At 38.8% G+C, this 21648-nt stretch carries 21 protein-coding genes; 10 read left to right on the top strand and 11 right to left on the bottom strand.

The genetic code is table 11. The features are described from left to right. Positions 1–40 precede the first annotated feature (40 nt). The gene (gene ampE / locus H4J76_RS01615) at positions 41–964 is read right to left on the bottom strand and encodes a beta-lactamase regulator AmpE (RefSeq protein ID WP_182221123.1); all 924 of its coding nucleotides are present in this window, start codon (positions 962–964) and stop codon (positions 41–43) included. A 113-nt stretch (positions 965–1077) separates the two neighbouring features. Continuing rightward, positions 1078–1671 carry a 1,6-anhydro-N-acetylmuramyl-L-alanine amidase AmpD gene (gene ampD / locus H4J76_RS01610; RefSeq protein WP_259377107.1) on the bottom strand — a complete coding sequence of 198 codons (594 nt, stop codon included), beginning with the start codon at positions 1669–1671 and terminating at the stop codon, positions 1078–1080. Between the two features lie 42 nt (positions 1672–1713). Here ampD and H4J76_RS01605 point away from each other — a divergent pair, with 42 nt between their 5' ends. The 9 genes from H4J76_RS01605 to yacG all read left to right on the top strand — a co-directional run bounded on the left by H4J76_RS01605 (position 1714) and on the right by yacG (position 9817). Next, positions 1714–2232 carry a TIGR02281 family clan AA aspartic protease gene (locus H4J76_RS01605; protein ID WP_182221124.1) on the top strand — a complete coding sequence of 173 codons (519 nt, stop codon included), beginning with the start codon at positions 1714–1716 and terminating at the stop codon, positions 2230–2232. An 89-nt stretch (positions 2233–2321) separates the two neighbouring features. Beyond that, positions 2322–3200 carry a carboxylating nicotinate-nucleotide diphosphorylase gene (nadC, locus tag H4J76_RS01600; RefSeq protein ID WP_404842529.1) on the top strand — a complete coding sequence of 293 codons (879 nt, stop codon included), beginning with the start codon at positions 2322–2324 and terminating at the stop codon, positions 3198–3200. A 159-nt stretch (positions 3201–3359) separates the two neighbouring features. Further along, positions 3360–3812 carry a prepilin-type N-terminal cleavage/methylation domain-containing protein gene (locus tag H4J76_RS01595; RefSeq protein WP_182229978.1) on the top strand — a complete coding sequence of 151 codons (453 nt, stop codon included), beginning with the start codon at positions 3360–3362 and terminating at the stop codon, positions 3810–3812. Between the two features lie 175 nt (positions 3813–3987). Further along, positions 3988–5691 carry a type IV-A pilus assembly ATPase PilB gene (gene pilB / locus H4J76_RS01590; RefSeq protein ID WP_182229977.1) on the top strand — a complete coding sequence of 568 codons (1704 nt, stop codon included), beginning with the start codon at positions 3988–3990 and terminating at the stop codon, positions 5689–5691. A gap of 82 nt (positions 5692–5773) precedes the next feature. After that, positions 5774–7024 (top strand): type II secretion system F family protein, encoded by a 1251-nt coding sequence (locus tag H4J76_RS01585; RefSeq protein WP_182229976.1) that lies wholly within the window; start codon positions 5774–5776, stop codon positions 7022–7024. Between the two features lie 83 nt (positions 7025–7107). After that, positions 7108–7989, top strand: coding sequence for an A24 family peptidase (locus H4J76_RS01580; RefSeq protein WP_259377106.1), 882 nt, complete (start codon positions 7108–7110; stop codon positions 7987–7989). 10 nt (positions 7990–7999) lie between these two features. After that, positions 8000–8614 carry a dephospho-CoA kinase gene (gene coaE, locus H4J76_RS01575; RefSeq protein WP_182229975.1) on the top strand — a complete coding sequence of 205 codons (615 nt, stop codon included), beginning with the start codon at positions 8000–8002 and terminating at the stop codon, positions 8612–8614. 107 nt (positions 8615–8721) lie between these two features. Beyond that, entirely contained in the window at positions 8722–9468 is a 747-nt protein-coding gene (gene zapD, locus H4J76_RS01570; RefSeq protein WP_182213328.1) for a cell division protein ZapD, read from the top strand. 112 nt (positions 9469–9580) lie between these two features. Continuing rightward, positions 9581–9817 (top strand): DNA gyrase inhibitor YacG, encoded by a 237-nt coding sequence (gene yacG, locus H4J76_RS01565; RefSeq protein WP_070374766.1) that lies wholly within the window; start codon positions 9581–9583, stop codon positions 9815–9817. 2 nt (positions 9818–9819) lie between these two features. Here yacG and mutT read toward each other — a convergent pair whose 3' ends face one another. The 3 genes from mutT to H4J76_RS01550 all read right to left on the bottom strand — a co-directional run bounded on the left by mutT (position 9820) and on the right by H4J76_RS01550 (position 14129). Further along, positions 9820–10212: an 8-oxo-dGTP diphosphatase MutT gene (mutT, locus tag H4J76_RS01560; protein WP_182221129.1), complete on the bottom strand. Its 393-nt coding sequence runs from the start codon at positions 10210–10212 to the stop codon at positions 9820–9822. 287 nt (positions 10213–10499) lie between these two features. Continuing rightward, entirely contained in the window at positions 10500–13199 is a 2700-nt protein-coding gene (gene secA / locus H4J76_RS01555) for a preprotein translocase subunit SecA (RefSeq protein ID WP_182202586.1), read from the bottom strand. 78 nt (positions 13200–13277) lie between these two features. Further along, positions 13278–14129 carry a M23 family metallopeptidase gene (locus H4J76_RS01550; RefSeq protein WP_259377105.1) on the bottom strand — a complete coding sequence of 284 codons (852 nt, stop codon included), beginning with the start codon at positions 14127–14129 and terminating at the stop codon, positions 13278–13280. Between the two features lie 80 nt (positions 14130–14209). Here H4J76_RS01550 and H4J76_RS01545 point away from each other — a divergent pair, with 80 nt between their 5' ends. Next, positions 14210–14680 (top strand): DUF721 domain-containing protein, encoded by a 471-nt coding sequence (locus H4J76_RS01545; protein ID WP_070374770.1) that lies wholly within the window; start codon positions 14210–14212, stop codon positions 14678–14680. Between the two features lie 96 nt (positions 14681–14776). Here the strand turns inward: H4J76_RS01545 and lpxC are convergent, their stop codons facing one another. From lpxC to murC, 6 genes are all read right to left on the bottom strand, one after another. Beyond that, a complete protein-coding gene (gene lpxC / locus H4J76_RS01540; RefSeq protein ID WP_070374771.1) occupies positions 14777–15694 on the bottom strand; it encodes a UDP-3-O-acyl-N-acetylglucosamine deacetylase in 918 nt (305 codons plus the stop codon). Between the two features lie 225 nt (positions 15695–15919). Further along, positions 15920–17077, bottom strand: a complete 1158-nt coding sequence (gene ftsZ / locus H4J76_RS01535; protein ID WP_070374772.1) for a cell division protein FtsZ — start codon at positions 17075–17077, stop codon at positions 15920–15922. Positions 17078–17210: 133 nt separating this feature from the next. Further along, on the bottom strand, positions 17211–18446 hold the full coding sequence (gene ftsA / locus H4J76_RS01530; protein WP_070374773.1) for a cell division protein FtsA: 1236 nt from the start codon (positions 18444–18446) through the stop codon (positions 17211–17213). A gap of 5 nt (positions 18447–18451) precedes the next feature. Then, positions 18452–19243 carry a cell division protein FtsQ/DivIB gene (locus H4J76_RS01525; protein WP_259366317.1) on the bottom strand — a complete coding sequence of 264 codons (792 nt, stop codon included), beginning with the start codon at positions 19241–19243 and terminating at the stop codon, positions 18452–18454. After that, positions 19243–20184: a D-alanine--D-alanine ligase gene (locus H4J76_RS01520; protein ID WP_070374774.1), complete on the bottom strand. Its 942-nt coding sequence runs from the start codon at positions 20182–20184 to the stop codon at positions 19243–19245. Before H4J76_RS01520 ends, H4J76_RS01525 begins: the two co-directional genes overlap by 1 nt. Continuing rightward, a complete protein-coding gene (murC, locus tag H4J76_RS01515) occupies positions 20181–21641 on the bottom strand; it encodes a UDP-N-acetylmuramate--L-alanine ligase (protein WP_182221130.1) in 1461 nt (486 codons plus the stop codon). The genes H4J76_RS01520 and murC overlap by 4 nt, the downstream gene beginning before the upstream one ends. Positions 21642–21648: the final 7 nt, after the last annotated feature.

Here is a 21648-nt window from a genome sequence, read left to right as displayed (position 1 = left end):
GGATGTCACGAGGTGCCATCCAAAAAGTATAAAGAAGAGATTAGTTAAGGATACCTGTTAATATTAATACCGCTATAACAGCTAGACACAACAACAGAGTCCGCTTTGCCAACCTCACTAATAAACAAGGTTCCGCAGTACAGTCATCAGGGTCAACCATAAAGTCTTCAGACTTTTGCGCAACGCTAATCAATATTTGGTTGGGCTGCTTGTTGATATCAAATAAATTTTCTAACCATACCGGCATGGCTTTTGAGAAGTGTCCTACCAGCATATAACCAAAAGCAACCATGCGTACTGGCAACCAGTCGACCCAAAAGAGCATATCTTTCAATAACTGAGATTCATTTTTTTTCATAGAATCTGTTGTTTTAGCCTCATTATTTACTTTAACATCGGCTTCATCAACCTCAGCGTTAGCTTTTTCTTGCTTGTCTGAACATTCTTCTGCAAGCACTTCAGGACATTCATTCATGGTCACTAGTAGACGATAAAATAATGCACCAGCAGGTCCAAAGACAACGAATAAAATCATAATGGCAATAAAATATCGGTAATTTAACCATACCAATAATTGACCAAAACTCATTGGTGCGCTGCAGGTATCTTGTTGCAGTTGGCTATGATGCAATTCACATGTTGTCGGCTCGCCTCGAAAAGCCGACAATAAATAAGCTTTGTAGCTCTGCCGCGTTTTCGTACAACCAAAACAAACAATCAAAATCAAGGTTGAAAAGATTAAATAGAGTAAACCATCATCAACAAGCTCGAGCAATAAGTCACAAACAACAACGGGGATGGCAATAAAGATAAGCTGTGAGACAATTGACGGTTTGGCTAAATGCATTAATTTAGTACGTTTAAATAGATCAACATAAGCATGAAAATAGGTTTGAAATTGCCACGCTGTCGTCGACAAGTAACGCTCTGCCGCCAAGGCAATAAGTAAGCTAATAAGACTCATATAGTTTTCCTAATTTATTATCCACTTGTAAAATGAGTATATCGCCGTGGCCATTCAAACACTCTGATATCTGCATTTTCATTGGTAACGAGTATATACCCTTTGCTATTGAATTAACTAGACTTTAAACAATCATGAAAATGTTGCCAATTAAAAGCATCACCCGGATCTGTCTTTCTCCCTGGCGCAATATCACTATGCCCGGCTATATTACTTTTAATGTCGGGATAACATTGCTGCAATGCTTGGGTTAATTGCGCCAAAGTATGATATTGCGCCGCTTCATAAGGAATATCATCAGCGCCTTCAAGCTCAATACCAATAGAAAAATCATTACATTGATCAAGCCCCTGATAGGAGGATACACCAGCATGCCAAGCTTTATCATCAAATGAAACGTATTGAATAATATGCCCTACTCTGGTTATCAGACAATGAGCAGAAACTTTTAGCTGGGCAATCTCTTCAAAATAGCGATGTGCTTTGCTATCTAACTTTCCTAAGAAAAAATCAGTAATATAGCTACCACCAAACTGATTTGGCGGTAATGAGATATTATGTACAACCAATAAATGAACCGTATCATTTTTATCTCGCACACTAAAATGTGGTGATTTTTGTTGTTCTTCATTAACAAGCCAGCCACTGATAATAGGCATATTATTATTTTGCTTGGTGGACAATTTATTTTTTAAGTCTTTCGTCATACAATAGCGTTAATATTTAATTTCAAGATTTGTGAACAGAGTATGACTGAATTTGATTCGACAAACAAAATGGGAAAAATATTTATTTGGTTAGCGTGGTTAATTGCGTTGGCGTTAATGGTGTTTTTTTTTCAAGATGTACTTGATAAGCAATGGGATCCTAACAAAGATCCACAGATGAGTTTAAATACACAGGGTAAAGCGGAAGTAACATTACAACAAAACCGCCAAGGCCATTATGTAGTACATGGTGAAATAAATGAGATGCCCGTGGTTTTTTTACTCGACACTGGAGCAACACAAGTGTCGATTCCCGCTCATATAGCAGAGCAATTGCAGCTCAAGGGAAACAGACCGTCACTCGTTAATACGGCCAATGGCACTACCACTGTTTATCAAACTGAATTACAACAGCTCAGTATTGGTAATATTTATTTGTATGATGTTAGCGCCCACATCAATCCCAGCATGCAGTCTAATGAAATTCTATTGGGCATGAGTGCATTAAAAAGGGTAGAATTCAGCCAGATAGGTAAGAAACTTATTTTACGCGAGCAATGATCTACCTGCTGTGATTTACTGGCGATAAACGCCCCACAAAAAACTCACTTAATTATTTACCAACAAGAGAATAAAATTCAATGCTTTCTGTGCAACTACAACACGATATTAAAAAAACAGTAACTTGGGCATTATGTGAAGATTTAGGTGTTGATAACGCCGACGCATTAAAAAATAGCCAAGATATTACAGCTGAGTTAATTCCACTGGAAAATATAGCGGTTGCTAATATCATTACCCGCGAAGATTGTATTATTTGTGGTGTGGCTTGGGTTAACGAAGTTTTTGCCCAGCTCGATGTGATACATAAGACAAAAACGGATATTACTTGGTTTGTTAACGACGGTGAAAGTGTCAAAGCCAATAGCACTTTATTTGAATTATCTGGAAACGCACGTGTTCTTCTTACTGGCGAACGGTGTGCTTTAAATTTTTTACAATCTCTTTCAGGAACCGCAACATTAACCAGTCGCTATGTTAAAGAATTATCGGCGAGTAACACTAAGTTACTTGATACCCGAAAAACAGTGCCTGGCTTACGTAGCGCGCAAAAATATGCGGTAACATGTGGCGGCGGTGTTAATCATCGTATTGGTTTATTTGATGCTTTTTTAATTAAAGAAAATCATATTGCCGCCTGTGGTGGTATCGAGAAGTCGATTCAAACGGCTCGAAAAAACCATCCAAATAAAACGATTGAAGTTGAAGTTGAAAATATCGCAGAACTCACTCAAGCATTAAAGGCTGGCAGCGATATTATTATGCTTGATAACTTTAGTCATGAAATGATTGAGCAAGCGGTTATAGCAACCGCTGAAATTTCACAAGGTAAAACCAAATTAGAAGTTTCTGGCAATATGACTATAGAATCACTGAAAAGCTATGCAAAAGCAGGTGTCGATTTTATTTCAGTGGGCGCATTAACTAAAAATATCAATGCTATTGACCTTTCTATGCGCTTTGTTTAACATTTTAGCGTGTCACAATTAGTTAAAAAGATGTTACTTATTGATGTTTTTTAACTAATATCAAAAAAATGATAAAAAAAGTGTCACAAAATTTTACATTTCCTGATTTTTGTCGCAATATAAATTCAGCCCCCGTAATCATGTATGGAAATACCTATTATGAACAATGTTAAATCTTTAAAAAATAAATCTTTAAACAAAGCAAAGGGTTTTACCCTTATTGAATTAATGATCGTTGTTGCGATCATCGGTATTTTAGCGGCAGTTGCGCTACCTGCGTATCAAACTTATACGCAAAAAGCTAAATATTCCGAAGTAATATTAGCAACATCAACAATGAAAACTGCGATGGAAATTTGTGCTCAAACGGTTGCAACAGATAATACGACATTTGGTACTGCATGTGTGTCAGGCTCAAATGGAGTTGTTTCTCAAGGTGCAAGTGGTGTAGTTACAAGTGTTGTTGGAACAGCAAATACTATTACAGCAATAGGTAACTCTACAACTTTTGGGACTGCGTATACTTATGTTCTAACAGGAACCTGGGCTAATGGACAAGTAACATGGGCGAAAAATTCAACTAGCACATGTATAGCCGCTGGTGTTTGTTAATAATTAAGCATTATTTATAAAAAAGCTCCTTTAGGAGCTTTTTTATTGCCTAAAAGCTTATTAACTCCTTGTTATGACTAAAATAGCAACGCATTTAGCTATACTTTTTGTAAACATTATGAGTAAATACATAATGTATATATACATTATGTACCCATAAAGCTAAAAGGTAACCATGAAAGGACATCATAAACAATCAAGTGTTTTAACTGCACTTTCAAAGCATGACATTGTCGCCGAAAACATGGTCGAATCGATCAGTGCTGACTTTCTTAAACAAACAAAACCTTTCGTACGATTTCTTATTGAAGATAAAAATTTAAACGCGGACAGTATCGCCACCATACTATCTCGTAGTTTTGGCTTTCCGTTAATCGATCTTAACGCTTTCGATAGTACAATGATCCCTGATGGCATTCGCAACGAAAAATTGATCCGCAAGCATAATGCACTGCCCTTATTTTTACGTGGCAAAGTGTTATTTGTCGCGATGTCTGACCCAACCAATTTAGATGCGTTAGAAGATATTCAATTTAACACCGGTTTTCCTACCGAATTAGTGTTAACCAATGAACAAAACCTACAAGTCTTTATTGATAAAATTCTTGAAGAAGAAAGTGATGCTTTAGATATTACCGATATTGATGCTGCAGAGCTTGCTGGTATTGACGTTCAAGAAGAGCGTCAAGAAGATGATAGCGCTACCGGTGATAAAGAAGATGCACCGATTGTTGTCTATATCAATAAGATATTACTCGATGCTATTCGAAAAGGGGCTTCAGATTTGCACTTTGAACCTTACGAAAAATCATACCGTATACGCTTTCGTGTTGATGGTATTTTAACTGAGATGGCAAAGCCGCCCGTATCACTTGCCTCTCGTATGGCAGCACGTTTAAAAGTAATGTCAAAGCTCGATATCGCTGAACGGCGAGTCCCCCAAGATGGACGGATAAAATTAGCATTGTCCAAGAAAAAATCAATTGATTTTCGTGTTTCAACGTTACCGACGATGTGGGGCGAAAAAGTGGTAATGCGTATTCTTGACTCTTCAAGTGCGATGTTAGGTATTGAAATGCTCGGCTATGAGCCGGCGCAAAAGCAAATTTACATGGACGCTTTAGCGCAGCCACAAGGAATGATATTAGTCACAGGACCGACCGGCTCAGGTAAAACAGTGTCTCTTTATACTGGCTTAAATATTCTAAATACCGAAGAGCGTAATATATCAACAGCAGAAGATCCGGTAGAAATAAATTTAGATGGCATTAATCAAGTACAAATTAATGTGCGTGCCGGCTTAACCTTTCCTAATGCGCTGCGCTCTTTTCTTCGCCAAGATCCCGATATTGTTATGGTAGGGGAAATTCGTGATCTTGAAACTGCTGAAATAGCGATTAAAGCTGCACAAACCGGTCACCTAGTGTTGTCTACGTTGCACACAAACTCAGCCTCAGAAACCCTGACTCGATTATTAAATATGGGTGTTCCTTCATATAACGTGGCCAGTTCGGTCAGTATTATTATTGCTCAGCGTTTAGCCAGACGCTTATGTAATCGCTGTAAAGTTGAAGATGTTATACCTAGACCTGAACTAGAAAAACAAGGTTTTACCCCTGAACAACTTAGTGAAATAAAATTATTTAAACCCGTAGGTTGCGATCAATGTACGGGCGGCTACAAAGGTCGTGTTGGTGTTTATGAAGTGATAAAAATCAGTGAAAAAATGTCTTCTATTATAATGGAAGGCGGTAATTCTATGGATATCGCTCAGCAGTGTCAAAAAGAAGGTTACAATAACTTACGCCAATCGGGTTTAGAAAAAGCCCATCAGGGGGTAACAAGTTTAGCGGAAATAAACCGTGTAACTTCTGCATAAAATAAACCGCTCACTATTATTTTTAGTGATATTGACTAGTATTAATAATGATTAATATTTTAACTTTACAGGTAAACACTATATGGCAACTTCAGGGGCTCAAAAACGAAAATTACCGCAAGCTAAAGCTCTTGATACGTTTGTTTGGCATGGGGTAAACCGTAAGGGTAAAAAAGTTAATGGTGAGCTACCCGCGACCAGCATGCTAGAACTAAAAGCTCAGTTACGCAAACAAGGCATTACCCCGGGGAAAGTAAAAAAGAAAGCCAAATCTATTTTTGGTAATGCCAATGACAAAAAAATATTACCGGTAGATATTGCTATTGTTACTCGGCAAATAGCGACCATGCTTGGCGCTGGTGTCCCCTTAGTACAAACCGTTGAAATGATTGGTAAAGGTCATAGCAATGGCAATATGCAAAGATTGTTAGCTGATATCAGTAATAAACTGCAATCGGGTATTCCTTTATCTGAATGTTTACGCGACCACCCTAAATATTTTGATGACTTATATTGTGATTTAGTCAGTTCTGGCGAGCAATCGGGCGCACTTGAGACCATTTATGATCGTATTGCGACTTACAAAGAAAAAGCTGAAGCATTAAAGTCTAAAATTAAAAAAGCGATGACTTATCCTATCTCCGTATTAGTGATAGCACTGATTGTTACCTCAATATTATTAATTTTTGTCGTGCCGGTATTTCAAGATATTTTTGCCAGTTTTGGCGCTGAACTACCTGCCTTCACTTTATTTGTTATTGCCCTTTCAGAATTTATGCAAGCTTATTGGTATTTAGGCTTAGCGGGGCTATTTATTGCCAGTTTCTTTTTTAAAAAAGCTCATCTTAACAGCCAAAGTTTTAGAGACCGAGTTGATAGGATAATATTAAAAATTCCGGTTATTGGCGCCTTACTCGAAAAGGCAGCCGTTGCCCGCTACGCAAGAACTTTATCTACCACCTTTGCCGCCGGTGTCCCCTTACCTGACGCATTAGAGTCGGCTGCGGGTGCATCTGGTAATGCGGTTTTTCGTATTGCAATTCTTGAAATTCGCGCCGAAGTGTCATCGGGTATGCAAATGAATTTAGCAATGCGTAACTGTAATATCTTTCCTGACATGGTTATACAAATGGTTGCGATTGGTGAAGAATCAGGCGCTGTGGATGATATGCTTGCCAAAGTCGCCACAATATATGAGCAACAAGTTGATGACGCGGTAGACTCACTGACCAGTTTATTAGAGCCGATGATAATGGCAGTACTCGGCGTAGTGATTGGCGGATTAATTATCGCTATGTACTTACCTATTTTCGAAATAGGTAAAATTGTTTAGTGTCGCGCGCTAATATTTTTATACCTAGTTTTCACCATAGTTAATTAATAAATAATAAATAATAAATAATAAAAGGTTTTATCTTGTCTGAATTTATTCATCTGTTAGAAAGTAACTCGCTGTTTTTTTATGGCTTTGTTTTTGTTTTCTCGTTAATGATAGGTAGCTTTTTAAACGTAGTTATTTATCGTTTTCCAAAAATGTTAGAACAAGGTTGGTATCAAGAGTGTCGAGAATTTCTTGCCGATGAGCTCAAGCCATCATCGACAAAGCAAGTAGAACTCCTTACTCTATCAACGCCCGATTCTACCTGTCCACATTGCCAACATAGCATACGTTTTTATGAAAACATTCCTTTGGTTAGCTGGTTAGTGTTGAAAGGAAAATGTAGCCAATGTAAAAATAAAATTTCTGCGCGTTATCCATTAGTTGAATTAAGTACCGCTTTATTGAGTGTAGTTATTGCTCAACATTTTGGTGTCACTGTTATCACTTGTTACGCCTTAATATTGACGTGGGGCCTAATTGCCTTAACGATGATCGACTTTGATCATATGCTGCTCCCCGACCAAATTGTTCTGCCATTAATGTGGTTAGGCTTAATCGTAAATCTATCAAATGGAATTGTGCCCTTAGAAGATGCTGTTATCGGCGCCATTGCCGGCTACACCAGCCTTTTTACTATTTTTTGGCTGTTCAAATTAGCTACGGGTAAAGAAGGCATGGGCTTTGGTGATTTTAAGCTGTTTGCACTCTTTGGTGCTTGGCTAGGTTGGCAATTATTACCCTTACTTATTTTAATGGCATCAGTAGTCGGTGCCATTATCGGCATTAGTTTAATGCTTTTTAAAAATCATCAAAAAGATCAGGCGATTCCTTTTGGCCCTTATCTTGCGATCGCAGGTTGGATCACATTTTTATGGGGTGAAAATATATGGTCTTGGTATTTAGTCCAAGTGCTTTAGCCGAATGAAAATGACTATAGCAAAAAAGATCGTTATTGGTTTAACCGGCGGTATTGGTTGTGGCAAAACAACCGTTGCTAATTTTTTTGCCGACTTAGGCATCGATATTATTGATGCCGACATCGCGGCAAGAAAAGTTGTCGCACCTCACAGCGGCGCATTACTGCAAATATCTCAGCATTTTGGCAAGACGTTTATTATGCCAGACGGCACCCTTAATCGGGCCTTATTACGCAGTCAAATATTCAGTAATGAATCAGATAAACAATGGCTTAATAACTTACTTCACCCGTTAATAAGACAAACCATGCTCGAAGAGATCCAGCAAAGTCAGTCACCATATTGCTTGCTTGTCGCACCTTTACTTATCGAGAACAACTTACAGAGTTTAGTTGCACGTATTTTAGTAATTGATATCAGTGAATCAGCACAAGTTAAGCGTGCGGTATTGCGTGATCCTAGCTCATCAGATGAAATAAAGCGTATTATTGCCAGTCAAATATCAAGGGAAGATCGCTTAAAACATGCCGATGATATTATTGATAACTCCAGTTCTGACTTGAGCCTAATAAAAGCGAGTGTCATTAAGCTAGACCAAAAATATCGAAATTTAGCAACGAGTTAGTAAAATTGTACAAATTTTACTATTTTTAGCAAAAAAATTCGCCATTTCTGTTGGGTGTCGTTAGTATGGAAAGCTAAACACTCAGCTTTATTGATGACATTAGGTTAATGACTAAAATTTTATATGAACATCCGCTTAACGAACGGATCCGTAACTACCTTAAACTTGAACATTTATTTGCTCAGGCACAAGATTGTCTGCAGCGTAAAATTTCAGTCAGCCATCAAGTTTTCTTTAACGCCTTATTTGCCATTATTGATACCTTAGAACGAAATGATGTTCGCGGTGACTTAATTAAAGATCTTGAAAAACTAGAACAAAATTTAGTGATATGGTCACAAGCGCCTGAAATAGATGACAGTATCTTAGCTGAAAATCTACAACAAACTGTCGAGCTTATTTGTCAATTAAAACCAAATACTCCTGTGTGGGCACAACTCAAACACGACAAGTTTCTGGCGACCTTAAAACAACGCTTTGCCATGCAGGGTGGCAGCTCAAGTTTCGATTTACCACAATTACAGTTTTGGTTACATCAAGACAGTGAGATTCTTGCTAAAGATGTCCAAGGCTGGCTTGCCCTTCTTGAACAAGTTAAAAGCGCTTTAGATATGATATTAAAGTTTATTCGCCAACGGGCTGAATTCAAACAGATAGATACCGAGAGTGGTTTTTACCAAGATAATGGTGAAGGTATTTTATTACTTCGTATTAAAGTCGACCAAAAATCACCTTATTACCCAACGGTAAGTGGTAATCGTCTGCGTTATTCTATTCGCTTTATGTCTCTTTGTGATGAAACCGGACGTAAGTATTCAAATAAGGCCACTTCATTTCAATTAGCTCGCTGTTAGCATTGGCTTAATTAATTTCACAAATACCCTTTATCCATTCAATATGCAGGTTTCATCTTGGAGTAGGAAGGGTATAATCCTACCACTAAGTATTTAATTACAAGCACCAACTATGACCTTAAAAGTATCTTGTCCAACGTGTCAAAAAGAAGTTATTTGGCAACCAGAGAGTCAGTTTCGCCCTTTTTGCTGCAAACGTTGCCAGTTAATTGATATTGGTGAATGGGCTGATGAAGGACATAAAATCAGCCAGCCATTACAAGGTGATATTCAGTTAACCGAAGAGATGCTTGACGCACTTGAAGGTGAGTTTTTACAAAGTAATAAGTTTTTTGTTGAACCAGAATAGTATTATTTGTTCATCAGCAGTTTTTCAACAATCGCAACATTAGCGGCGGGAAAGTCACATTGGCTTAATTGCGCTAATGTGAACCAAGCTGATTGCTGTCCTTCTTGGGCAATAGGTTCATGTTGGAAGTTATCAACCACATAAACATCTAATAGCACCTTTTTATCGCCATAATCATGGCTAACTTCAATGAGCGGGTAGCAAGATAGAACATCTATTGCTACTTCTTCTTGAAGCTCTCTGTGTAAAGCCTGAGCAACTGTTTCATCTTTTTCCACCTTACCACCAGGAAACTCCCATTTCCCGCCTTGATGAGCATTAGCGAGGCGCTTGGTAAGAAAGTACTGCTCTTCTCGCATGATAACACCGACAGCTACATGTACTACTTTTTGCATAACTCTTTCCTAAAGTTTTAAATTAATCAATGATTTCGTTGTTAACGCAGAAGACGAACCTAGCTTAAACAACAAAGCGTCTAATCATACCCTACGCATAATTTTACATAACCATGCATTGCCATGTCTGTGAAAACGACATTGTCCGAATGAATTTAGTTAATGATGATTCGTCTGTAACAAAAATTATAACTGAACACTGCAATAATAATCGTCATTAGCATTGCGCATATAAAAAACGCCAGTCAATAACTGGCGTTTTTTTCATACATCTTAATAAATAACGATTAGGTTAATTTACCATGACATTGCTTATATTTCTTACCTGAACCACATGGACAAGCTTCATTACGACCTACTCGTTGTATTTCTGGCTTTGTCTCTGTACTGCTAGCAGATTCGTGGGTATATTCTTTTGGAATATCTTCAGCTTTACGATGTTGCTCTTCAACGGCTTCAACATCAGACTCAGCGCGAATTTTTACTTTGCTAAGAATACTGATAACGTCATATTTCAGGGTCTCAAGTAATTCACCAAATAACTCAAAAGATTCACGTTTAAACTCTTGCTTAGGGTTTTTCTGAGCATAGCCACGTAAATGTATACCTTGACGTAGATGATCCATCGCTGCTAAATGTTCTTTCCAATGAGAATCTAAGCTTTGTAACATAACCGCTTTTTCAAATTGACGAATAACATCGGCACCAGCTTGCTCTTCTTTCTCGGTATAGTTAGCTTCAACTTCTGCTAATAGTTTTTCGCGTAAAGTTTCTTCATGCAATTTAGTATCTTCTTCAAGCCACTTTGCAATAGGGAACTCTAAAGATAGTTCGCCCTTAAAGCGCTCTTCTAAACCAGAGATATCCCACATTTCTTCCATAGATTGCTGAGGAATATGCTGATTTATAATACCAGTTACTACATCTGTACGAATATTTTTAATAACATCAGCAATATCAGCTTCGTCCATTAACTCGTTACGTTGTTCATAAATAACTTGGCGTTGATCATTAGAAACATCATCGAACTCAAGAAGTTGTTTACGAATATCGAAGTTACGACCTTCAACTTTACGCTGAGCATTTTCGATGCTGCGAGTGACCCATGGATGTTCAATGGCTTCGCCGTGCTCCATGCCTAACTTGCGCATCATGTTTGAAATACGTTCTGAAGCAAAAATTCGCATCAGTGCATCTTCCATCGATAAGTAGAAGCGAGTTGAACCTGCATCACCTTGACGTCCTGAACGGCCGCGTAATTGATTATCAATACGACGAGACTCATGGCGTTCAGTGGCAACTATGTGTAAGCCACCTAATTCTAAGACTTTATTGTGCTGTATTATCCATTCTTCTTTCGCTTTAGCGATGCTTTCTTTGCTTTGGTCTTTTAATTTAGCAACAATCGCATCAAAGTTTCCGCCTAATACGATATCGGTACCACGACCTGCCATGTTGGTTGCGATAGTTACTGCGCCAACTTTACCCGCATCAGCAACAATTTCTGCTTCTTGCTGGTGAAACTTAGCATTCAATACTTTGTGCTTAATTTTTGCTTTCTTTAAGAAGTCAGATAAAAACTCAGAGGTTTCTATACTGATCGTACCAACAAGCACAGGTTGTCCGCGTTCAACACAATCTTTAATATCTTCTAAAATCGCTTCAAACTTTTCATCAGCGGTTAAATAGATTAGATCAGCAAGATCTTTACGGATCATAGGTTGATTGGTTGGAATAACTACGGTTTCTAAACCATAAATATGATTAAACTCAAATGCTTCTGTGTCAGCAGTACCTGTCATTCCTGATAATTTTTCGTAGATACGGAAAAAATTCTGGAACGTTATCGAAGCTAAGGTTTGATTTTCGTTTTGAATATTCACCCCTTCTTTTGCTTCAACGGCTTGATGTAACCCTTCTGACCAACGACGGCCTTCCATTGTACGGCCGGTATGTTCATCAACAATAACGATTTCATCATCTTTAACAATATAATCGACATCTTTTTGGAAAAGCTTATGGGCACGTAATGCCGCCATAACATGATGCAATAAGGTAATATTGGTTGCTGAAAACAAAGAATCGCCATCTTGAATGAGACCTTTCTCATTCATGATTTCTTCAATTCTTATTTGGCCATGCTCTGTTAGATAGATTTGCTTAGACTTTTCATCAATGGTGAAATCACCTTCAACAAAATCTTTAGATTGACCGGTATCTTTATCTTTGTCTTCTTCGTTTTGTAGTACCAACGTCGGCACAACAAGGTTAATTTGACGATAAAGTTCAGAGCTATCTTCGGCTTGACCCGAAATAATCAAGGGAGTTCTAGCTTCATCGATTAAAATTGAATCGACTTCATCAATAACAGCAAAATTCAATGGCTTTTGCGTACGTTCTTCTGGCGAAAAGGCCATATTGTCACGTAAGTAATCAAAACCAAATTCGTTGTTAGTACCATAGGTAATATCTGAATTATAAGCCGCTTGCTTCTCAGCTGATGCTAATCCGGCAATATTACAACCTACCGTCATATCTAGAAAATCAAATAATGGTCGACACCAGTCAGCATCACGTGTTGCTAGGTAATCATTCACCGTTATAACGTGAACACCCTTACCTGTTAATGCGTTGAGGTAAGAAGGAAGTGTCGCGGTTAACGTTTTACCTTCACCAGTGCGCATCTCCGCAATTTTACCATCGTTTAAGACCATGCCGCCGATCATTTGTACATCAAAGTGGCGCATACCAAAGACACGTTTACTGGCTTCACGTACAACAGCAAATGCTTCCGGTAGGATACTTGATAGAGATTCTTCTTTGGCTAAACGCTCTTTAAATTCTGCGGTTTTTGCTTTTAGTTCTTCGTCAGAAAGAGCTTCCATAACGGGCTCTAAGGCGTTTATTTTTAAAACTTCTTTATTCATTTGTTTAATTAATCGATCATTACGACTACCAAACATTTTTGTCATTAACTTTACAAACATCTTGTTAAACCATATTGATATTAGAAGAAATACTTCCGCTGAAAATAACGTGACCAACAAGGGTCACATAAATTGTTTTTATTTTGCTTTTCTATATACGAACTTAATTGGATCTATTTGTGCATTATTGCGTAAAATTTCGTAATGAACATGAGGTCCAGTCGAGCGCCCCGTGCTACCCATACGTGCAATAATTTGTCCTTTGCTAACCACATCTCCTACTTTAACGAGTAAATTTTTATTATGACCATAACGAGTTTTTAATCCCCTACCGTGATTAATCTCGATAAGTTGCCCGTAGCCGTACCGGTCACTTGCCCAAGAAACAACACCTGAAGCCGTTGCAATTATCGCAGCACCTTCTTTACCTGCGAAGTCTACACCTTTATGTATCGCTGCTTTACCACTAAATGGGTCTTTTCGTACACCGTAATATGAAGAGAGCCAACCACCAATCATTGGTCGACCAGACAAATAGCTGCTACTTTCTATATGGTGACCCAAAGTCAAAGATTCAAGCGTAGTCAGTTGATTTTCTTCGTGGAGCAAACTTTCTTCTAGTGTTGATATTTCAGTTAACAACTCTGCCAGTGGCTTTTTATAATGGTTTTCACTCTGCAGCATAGGACCACCTGATGGCGGTAATTGTTGAAAATTAAATTCATTTTCTGGAATTGAAGCTTCACTTGCTAAACGGTCACCTAAAGCATTCAGTCGTAACACTTGGCTTTGCAACTCAGCGAGTTTCATCGTTAGTGCGGTTAATTGTGGTTCAGTTAATTGCCGAGGATCTATCTTAGCGGGTGAATTCAAAGCATAGGGTACAGCTTGTGGCACGTCATCAGCAGAAAAAATTAAATGAACAACAAAGCCTGATATTAGCGCAAATACAGTGATCGCAGACAACCAATGCAACTTATTCAGCGTCATTGAAAATCTAACGTTCTTTCCACGATATAGTAGTGTTAAACTCATAATTACTTAAATACTATTCCAAAGTAGAGTGGTTAATGGCACGCAAAACAAGAAAACCTTCAGATATGTCAGAGCTCTTTCAATCATCGAAAGGCACTTTGGCACAAATAGCAGCAAAAACCAACTCTTTAACTATCTTGTCTGACATTGTACGCCAAACTTGCCCTGACCTGCCAGCAGATGTCTGGCATATTGCCAATTTTAAGCAAAATTCTTTAGTAATTGAAGTCACATCTGCTGTTTGGAGCCAAAGACTACAGTTTGAACGGATGAATATTTGCCGAGAACTGGCCATTGCTACCGACAAGGCTTTTGATCAAATTGAAATTAAGGTATCGCCTTATCGCAATAAAGTCGTTTATCAATCTGAAGAAAAACCCGCGGAGCCATTACATATCTCACAAAACACCGCTAACCAATTATTGGCTATTGCTAAAAACGCGCCAGAGAGTTTACGTAAAAAATTAGAAAAATTGGCAAAACACGCTGACAAAAACGCCATATGATAATTTTGCCTAGATATGATTTATACCCTTTATCTTAAAATAAAAAACCAGTCATTTGACTGGTTTTTTTATTGAGTTACATTAGCAGTATCTTAATTAAAATGCTGCAGCAGTTACTTCTTGATATTGGATAGGAGACGGTGTTTCATCTTCGTAAGTCACCCATTCCCAACTTTCTTTTTGCTTAAAGACTTCTCTTAACAAGATATTATTTAAGCCATGTCCGGATTTAAAGGCATTTAGCTCACCTAAAATGCTGTGACCACACATGTACAAGTCGCCAATCGCATCGAGTATTTTGTGTTTAACAAATTCATCGTCATAGCGTAATTCATCTTTATTAAGCATGCGGTATTCGTCAAGTACAATGGCATTTTCTAAACTGCCACCTAAAGCTAAATCGTGAGAGCGAAGAAATTCGATATCACTCATAAAGCCAAAAGTACGTGCTCGACTAATTTCTTTAATAAAAGAACAGCTAGATAAGTCCATGCTCATCGTCTGACATGTTTTAGAAATAACAGGATGTTCAAATTCAATAGCAAAATTAATTTTAAAACCATGGTAAGGCTTTAATTCTGCCCATTTGTCACCTTCTTCAACACGAACAGTTTTCTTTATGCGAATAAAACGTTTTGCTGCTGCTAATGTTTTGATGCCAACCGACTGTATTAAATAAACGAACGGCAATGCGCTACCGTCCATAATCGGGATTTCAGGAGAATCTATTTCAACAATTAAGTTGTCAATACCTAAACCTGCGGCAGCTGATAACAAGTGCTCGACGGTGGAAATCTTCACACCTTGTTCATTGACTAAGCACGTACACAAAGTTGTCTCGCCCACAGCTTCAGGCGTTGCTGAAATTTCAACAATCGGATCTAAATCTATGCGGCGAAAAACAATACCAGTATTGGCTGGCGCAGGACGGAGAGTCAACTGCACCTTTTCACCTTTGTGTAAACCAACACCAACGGCGGTTACACTGTCTTTTAATGTACGTTGTTTAATCATAAATGCCTTATTAAGCTTTTACTAACCTTGAAATGCACCGTCCTCTTTCGACGGGCGCACAATATAGCAGAAAAACATAACAAAATCAAAATATCAGCTTTTAGCTTCACATTATTTTACACACAACTGTTCAACCAGCTGTATCCTAGTCACATATTAATTCGAATAATATTAGCGATTATATACACTATTTTTATTCTCTGATGACAAAATTAACCGTTCAAATTAGTCAGCTTGTTTACGTAAAAATGCCGGGATATCTAAATAGTTCTCGATATCTGCTGCAGTTTGTACTTGAGCATTGCTGTCTTGCATTGTTATCGGCGCTGTATTTACTTCTGCCTGTGGGCTAGCAATAAATTCTTGGCCAACGGCAATAGGTGCAACAGTAGGAGCTGGATTTACTAATGTTATATCTGGCTTGCGATCAGCACCAATACCGGTTGCAACTACAGTTACACGTAATTCATTAGTCATTTCAGGGTCGATAACCGCACCAACAACAACCGTTGCATTTTCAGAAGCAAAGGCCTTTACTGCATTACCCACTGTTTCAAATTCATCGATACTAATATCCATGCCAGCAGTAATGTTTACCAAAATACCGCGAGCACCAGCTAGGTCAACATCTTCAAGTAATGGACTCGAAATTGCAGCTTCTGCAGCTTCTTCTGCACGATCAGGACCCGATGCAATACCAGAACCCATCATTGCTGTGCCCATTTCTGACATAACGGTACGCACATCGGCGAAATCGACGTTAATCAAACCTGGACGAGTAATTAGCTCTGCAATACCCTGCACAGCACCTAACAATACATTATTTGCGGCTTTAAAAGCGTCAAGTAACGACGTACCTGGGCCTAAAACTTTTAATAATTTTTCATTAGGTATAGTAATTAATGAGTCGACACTTTTTGATAATAACTCAATACCTTGATCTGCATAGTTCATGCGTTTCTTGCCTTCAAATGGGAAGGGTTTGGTAACAACAGCAACCGTTAATATGCCCATTTCTTTTGCAATTTCAGCAACAACTGGAGCAGCACCCGTACCTGTACCACCACCCATACCTGCGGCGATAAAGATCATATCAGCCCCTTGTAGCGTTTCTCTAATCGTTTCTCTGTCTTCTTCAGCGCTGCGACGACCTATTTCAGGGTTAGCGCCGGCACCTAAGCCTTTAGTAACATCTGCACCAAGTTGTAAAGTAACATTGGCTGCTGAATTACGTAATGCTTGTGAATCGGTATTTGCCGTAATAAATTCAACACCTTCAATGGTTTGACAAACCATGTGCTCAACTGCATTACCGCCACCGCCACCAACACCAATGACTTTGATTACTGCTTCTTCGTTATGATCTTCCATTAATTCAAACATTTTTACTCTCTCCGATTTTTATGTTTTGTTCCACCAAAACGCGATTTAACTCTTACTTTTTACTTATCCACCATGATTGAGGCAGATTATAAAAATTTATTTACTCTTCTTATAACAAGGCTCTTAATGAGGGTTAAAACTCACCTTTAAACCAAGCTAAGATACGCGAAGTAATACTAGCAATACCTTCACTTTTCTTACTCTCTATACTTTGTTGTTCATTGGCTTGCATACCGTAATGTAATAAACCAACAACCGTTGAGTAAGTTGAATCATCAACATACTCTTTTAAACCACTCATACCTTTTGGCTTAGCGACACGTACTGGCATTTGAAAAACTTCTTCAGCAAACTCAACAACACCTTCCATTTTCGCTGTACCACCGGTTAACACATAACCTGCGGCAATTTGATCTTCTAAGCCCGCTTCGCGAACTGCTTCTTGAATAAGTTCAAAAAGCTCTTGGTAACGTGGCTCAACAACTTCCGCTAAAGTGTGACGAGACATTGAGCGTGCAGGACGACCACCAACACTCGGTACTTCAATGTTCTCTTCCATACTCACCATTTGTCGAAGCGCACAAGCATATTGCACTTTAATGTCTTCTGCGTGGCTTAACGGCGTTCTAAAAATTTTCGCAATATCACTGGTGACCTGATTACCGGCCACAGGTATAACCGCAGTGTGTCTTAAAGCACCGCCAGCAAATACCGCAATATCCATCGTACCTGCGCCCATGTCTACCACACAAATACCGAGTTCTTTCTCATCATCTGTTAGCACAGCATAACTAGATGCTAATGCTGAAAAAATAAGTTGATCGGCTTTTACTTCACAGCGCTCAACACATTTAACAATATTTTTAGCCATGTCGTTAGCACAAGTAACAATATGAACTTTGGCCTCCATTCGGACACCTGACATACCAATCGGGCTTTTTATGCCATCTTGGCAGTCAATACTAAATTCTTGTGGTAGTACATGTAACATGCGTCGTTCCGCGGAAATAGGTACTGAACGCGCGGTATGTATTACGTTATCAACATCTTCTTGAATGACTTCTTTGTCATTGATTGGCACCATGCCATTTTCATTTTGACAACTAATATGCTTACCTGAAATACCTAAGTAAACCGAGCTAATTTGGCAATCGGCCATTAATTCAGCTTCGTTGATAGCACGCTGAATTGATTGAATAACCAAATTCAAATCATTAACGCCACCTTTATCCATACCTCGTGCAGGTTGATTTCCAACACCAACAATACTTAATTGATTGTCCGGTGTTATTTCACCAACAGCAACAGATATTTTCGACGTTCCTATGTCTAAACCTACTACCAAGTTTCTTTCGTTTACTTTTGACATTAAAGTTAAGCTCTTTGTTTATTCTCTGCGGTTTTCCAACCAACAGCGAGTCCAGTGTCATAACGTAAATCAACATAATCCACTTGCTGATTTTCTTCTTTTGTTTTCATTATTTGCGGGTAGACATTCATAAATCTTTGTACACGCTCAATTTTGTTTTCTCTACCTAAATTAAGCGTTATGCCGTTCTTCAGCGTTAACTGCCAAGAATGACGTTCGGTAAGTAACAATTCATCAATTGACAACTCACTAAACTTCAGCAACTTACTTAAATTAACAAAGTTACTTAAGGCAAGATCTTCACTGCCTTCAGGACCAAAAAATGCCGGTAATGCAGACTGTAAACGTGTGGTGTCTGCTTGAAATGCTTTACCGTATTGATTAATTAAAAAGTCACCATTCCATAAAGCAATCGGCGTTTGGTCAACAACATAAATTTTCAGTTCATTCGGCCACTTTTTTCGTACCGATACCGAGTATACCCAAGGCAATTCAGCCACTTTCTGTTGTACGTGATTGACATCAACATTAAAAAAGTTTCCTAAGTTAACATCTTCAATCGCATTTTCTATATCTTGTCTGTTGGTAAACGGCATTTCACCGCCAATAACAATCGACGTAACAGGCATTGACTCTTCAGATGACATTTTATTATTTAAAAACCAACTGAATGAAATAATAGTAACAATCACCAGCACAAAAAAAGTCACACCGAGCCAAAAAGACCAGTGTAATTTTTCTTGTTGCTCCGTCATTAATGGTGACAATGACGGTTGATTGCTACTAGTTATTGTCATTATTTATCTGCTAATTGCCCTGTGCTAATAGCGACTATTTTTGTTACCAGCTCACTAAAACTTAAGCCGTGTACCTTTGCTGCTTTAGGTACCAATGACGTTTCAGTCATACCTGGAACAGTATTGACCTCCAGTAGCTGCCATTTATTTTCATTGTTACGCATAACATCTACGCGCCCCCATCCTTTTGCACCAGTTGCTTTAAAAGCTTTAAGCGCTAATGCTTTAAGCGCTTGTTCATCTTCATCACTCAAACCAGCAGGACAATGATATTGTGTTGTCGTTGATTGATATTTAGCTTCGTAGTCATAGAACTCACGAGGCGTTTCCATATGAATGGCGGGTAACGCTTCTTCGCCTAAAATAGCCACCGTATATTCAGGACCATTAATCCATGCTTCTACTAAAATTTGGTCATCATATTCAAAGGCAGTCGTTAATGCTTGGTGTAATTCATTGGCTGTTTTGGCTTTGGCCATACCAATACTTGAGCCTTCATTCGCTGGCTTAACCATGACCATACCACCGAGTGTCGCCAGTATTTTTTCTGCTTGAGTTTCTTGGTAAGCCTCTTTTTCGACAATAGCAAAAGGCGCAGTCGGTAATCCTTGTGCTTGAAACACTTGCTTGCTACGAATTTTGTCCATGGACAACGCAGATCCTAAGACATCAGAACCGGTATAGGGGATGCCCATATATTGTAAAGCCCCCTGCACACAACCATCTTCACCGCCTCGACCATGCAAAGCGATAAAAACACGATCGATATTTCGTTTAGTTAAGTCAGCTAAACAAAACCCTCGAGTGTCGATGAGTTCAACGTCAAAACCAGCTTGTTGTAGACCCTTGGTAATCGCTTTTCCAGAATTAAGTGATACTTCGCGTTCTGCTGAGTCGCCGCCATATAAAACAGCTAACCTTTGGTCTTTCAGTGCTTTCACTTTTTAGCCCCTTTAAGGTCAACATTTAGTAATGGGTTTATCATAATTTCACGAGCTATAACGCCAATAGTACCTGCGCCTTGTGTAATAACCATATCGCCGTCTTGTAATTGCGCTTGCAACAATTCTGCTAATATTTCAGCGCTACTAACATAGATAGGTTCAATTTGACCACGCTGGCGAATACTTCGCGCTAGGCTCTTACTGTCAGCACTGTTGATAGGCGCTTCGCCCGCCGCATAAACATCGAGTAAAAATAAGCAATCGACTTCAGACAACACTTCAACAAAGTCTTCGTATAAATCGCGCGTACGAGAATAACGGTGTGGCTCAAAAATCATCACTAAGCGTTTTTCAGGCCAGCCATTTCTCATCGCTTTAATTGTTGCTTTAACTTCACGAGGGTGATGTCCATAATCATCGACTAAGATCATCTCACCTTTTTCTGTCGCTAAATTAGCCAATTGTTCAAAACGTCTACCGATACCCGCAAATTTTTCTAGAGCACTGACAATGGCCGCGTCGTCAACGCCTTCATCAGTTGCAACAGCGATACTCGCCAAGGCGTTCAGCACATTATGTTCACCGGGTAAGTTTACTGACATATTGATATCAGCAAAACCTTCACGCTGTACGGTAAAATGACTAACGCCACCATTTTGTTGAAAGTTTGTCGCTCGTACATCAGCATCTTCACTAAAACCATAGGTGATCACTTGACGACCCATTCTTGGAATGAGTTCACGCACAACATCGTTATCAATACAAACAACCGCTAAACCATAAAACGGTAAGTTATGTAAAAATTCGATGTAGGTATCTTTAAGTTTTTCAAAATCACCTTGGTAAGTCTCCATGTGATCTTCGTCGATATTAGTGATCACTGAAACCATAGGCTGCAGATGCAAGAATGACGCGTCACTCTCATCGGCTTCTGCAATAAGGTAACGACTTTTACCCAAACGCGCATTGGTGCCAGCGCTATTTAATAAACCACCAATCACAAATGTTGGGTCTAGGTCACCTTCAGCAAAAATACTTGCAATCAAACTGGTCGTTGTTGTTTTGCCATGAGTCCCCGCAATCGCAACACCATGGCGAAAACGCATTAATTCAGCTAACATTTCAGCACGACGTACCACAGGAATACGTAACGTTTGCGCATTCACCAATTCAGGGTTATCTGCTTTAATTGCCGTTGAAACAACAATAACACTCGCACCAACAATGTTATCTGCCGCATGACCTATAGTAATATTTGCACCTAACGCCATTAAGCGAGTAACAACTTGATTTTCGCCAATATCAGAGCCAGTAATTTGGTAGCCTTCATTTAACAATACTTCAGCAATACCCCCCATACCTGCACCGCCAATACCGACAAAGTGAATGCTTTTTACGCGGCGCATTTCTGGTAATTTAATAGGTGCAGTGTTATTGGCTATCTTATTTCTCATTATCTTA

It is taken from the genome of Colwellia sp. BRX9-1 (assembly GCF_014077195.1).
Taxonomy (GTDB): domain Bacteria; phylum Pseudomonadota; class Gammaproteobacteria; order Enterobacterales; family Alteromonadaceae; genus Colwellia_A.
Note: the sequence above shows the minus strand (reverse complement) of the source record. Positions and strands in the feature narration are given on the sequence as shown.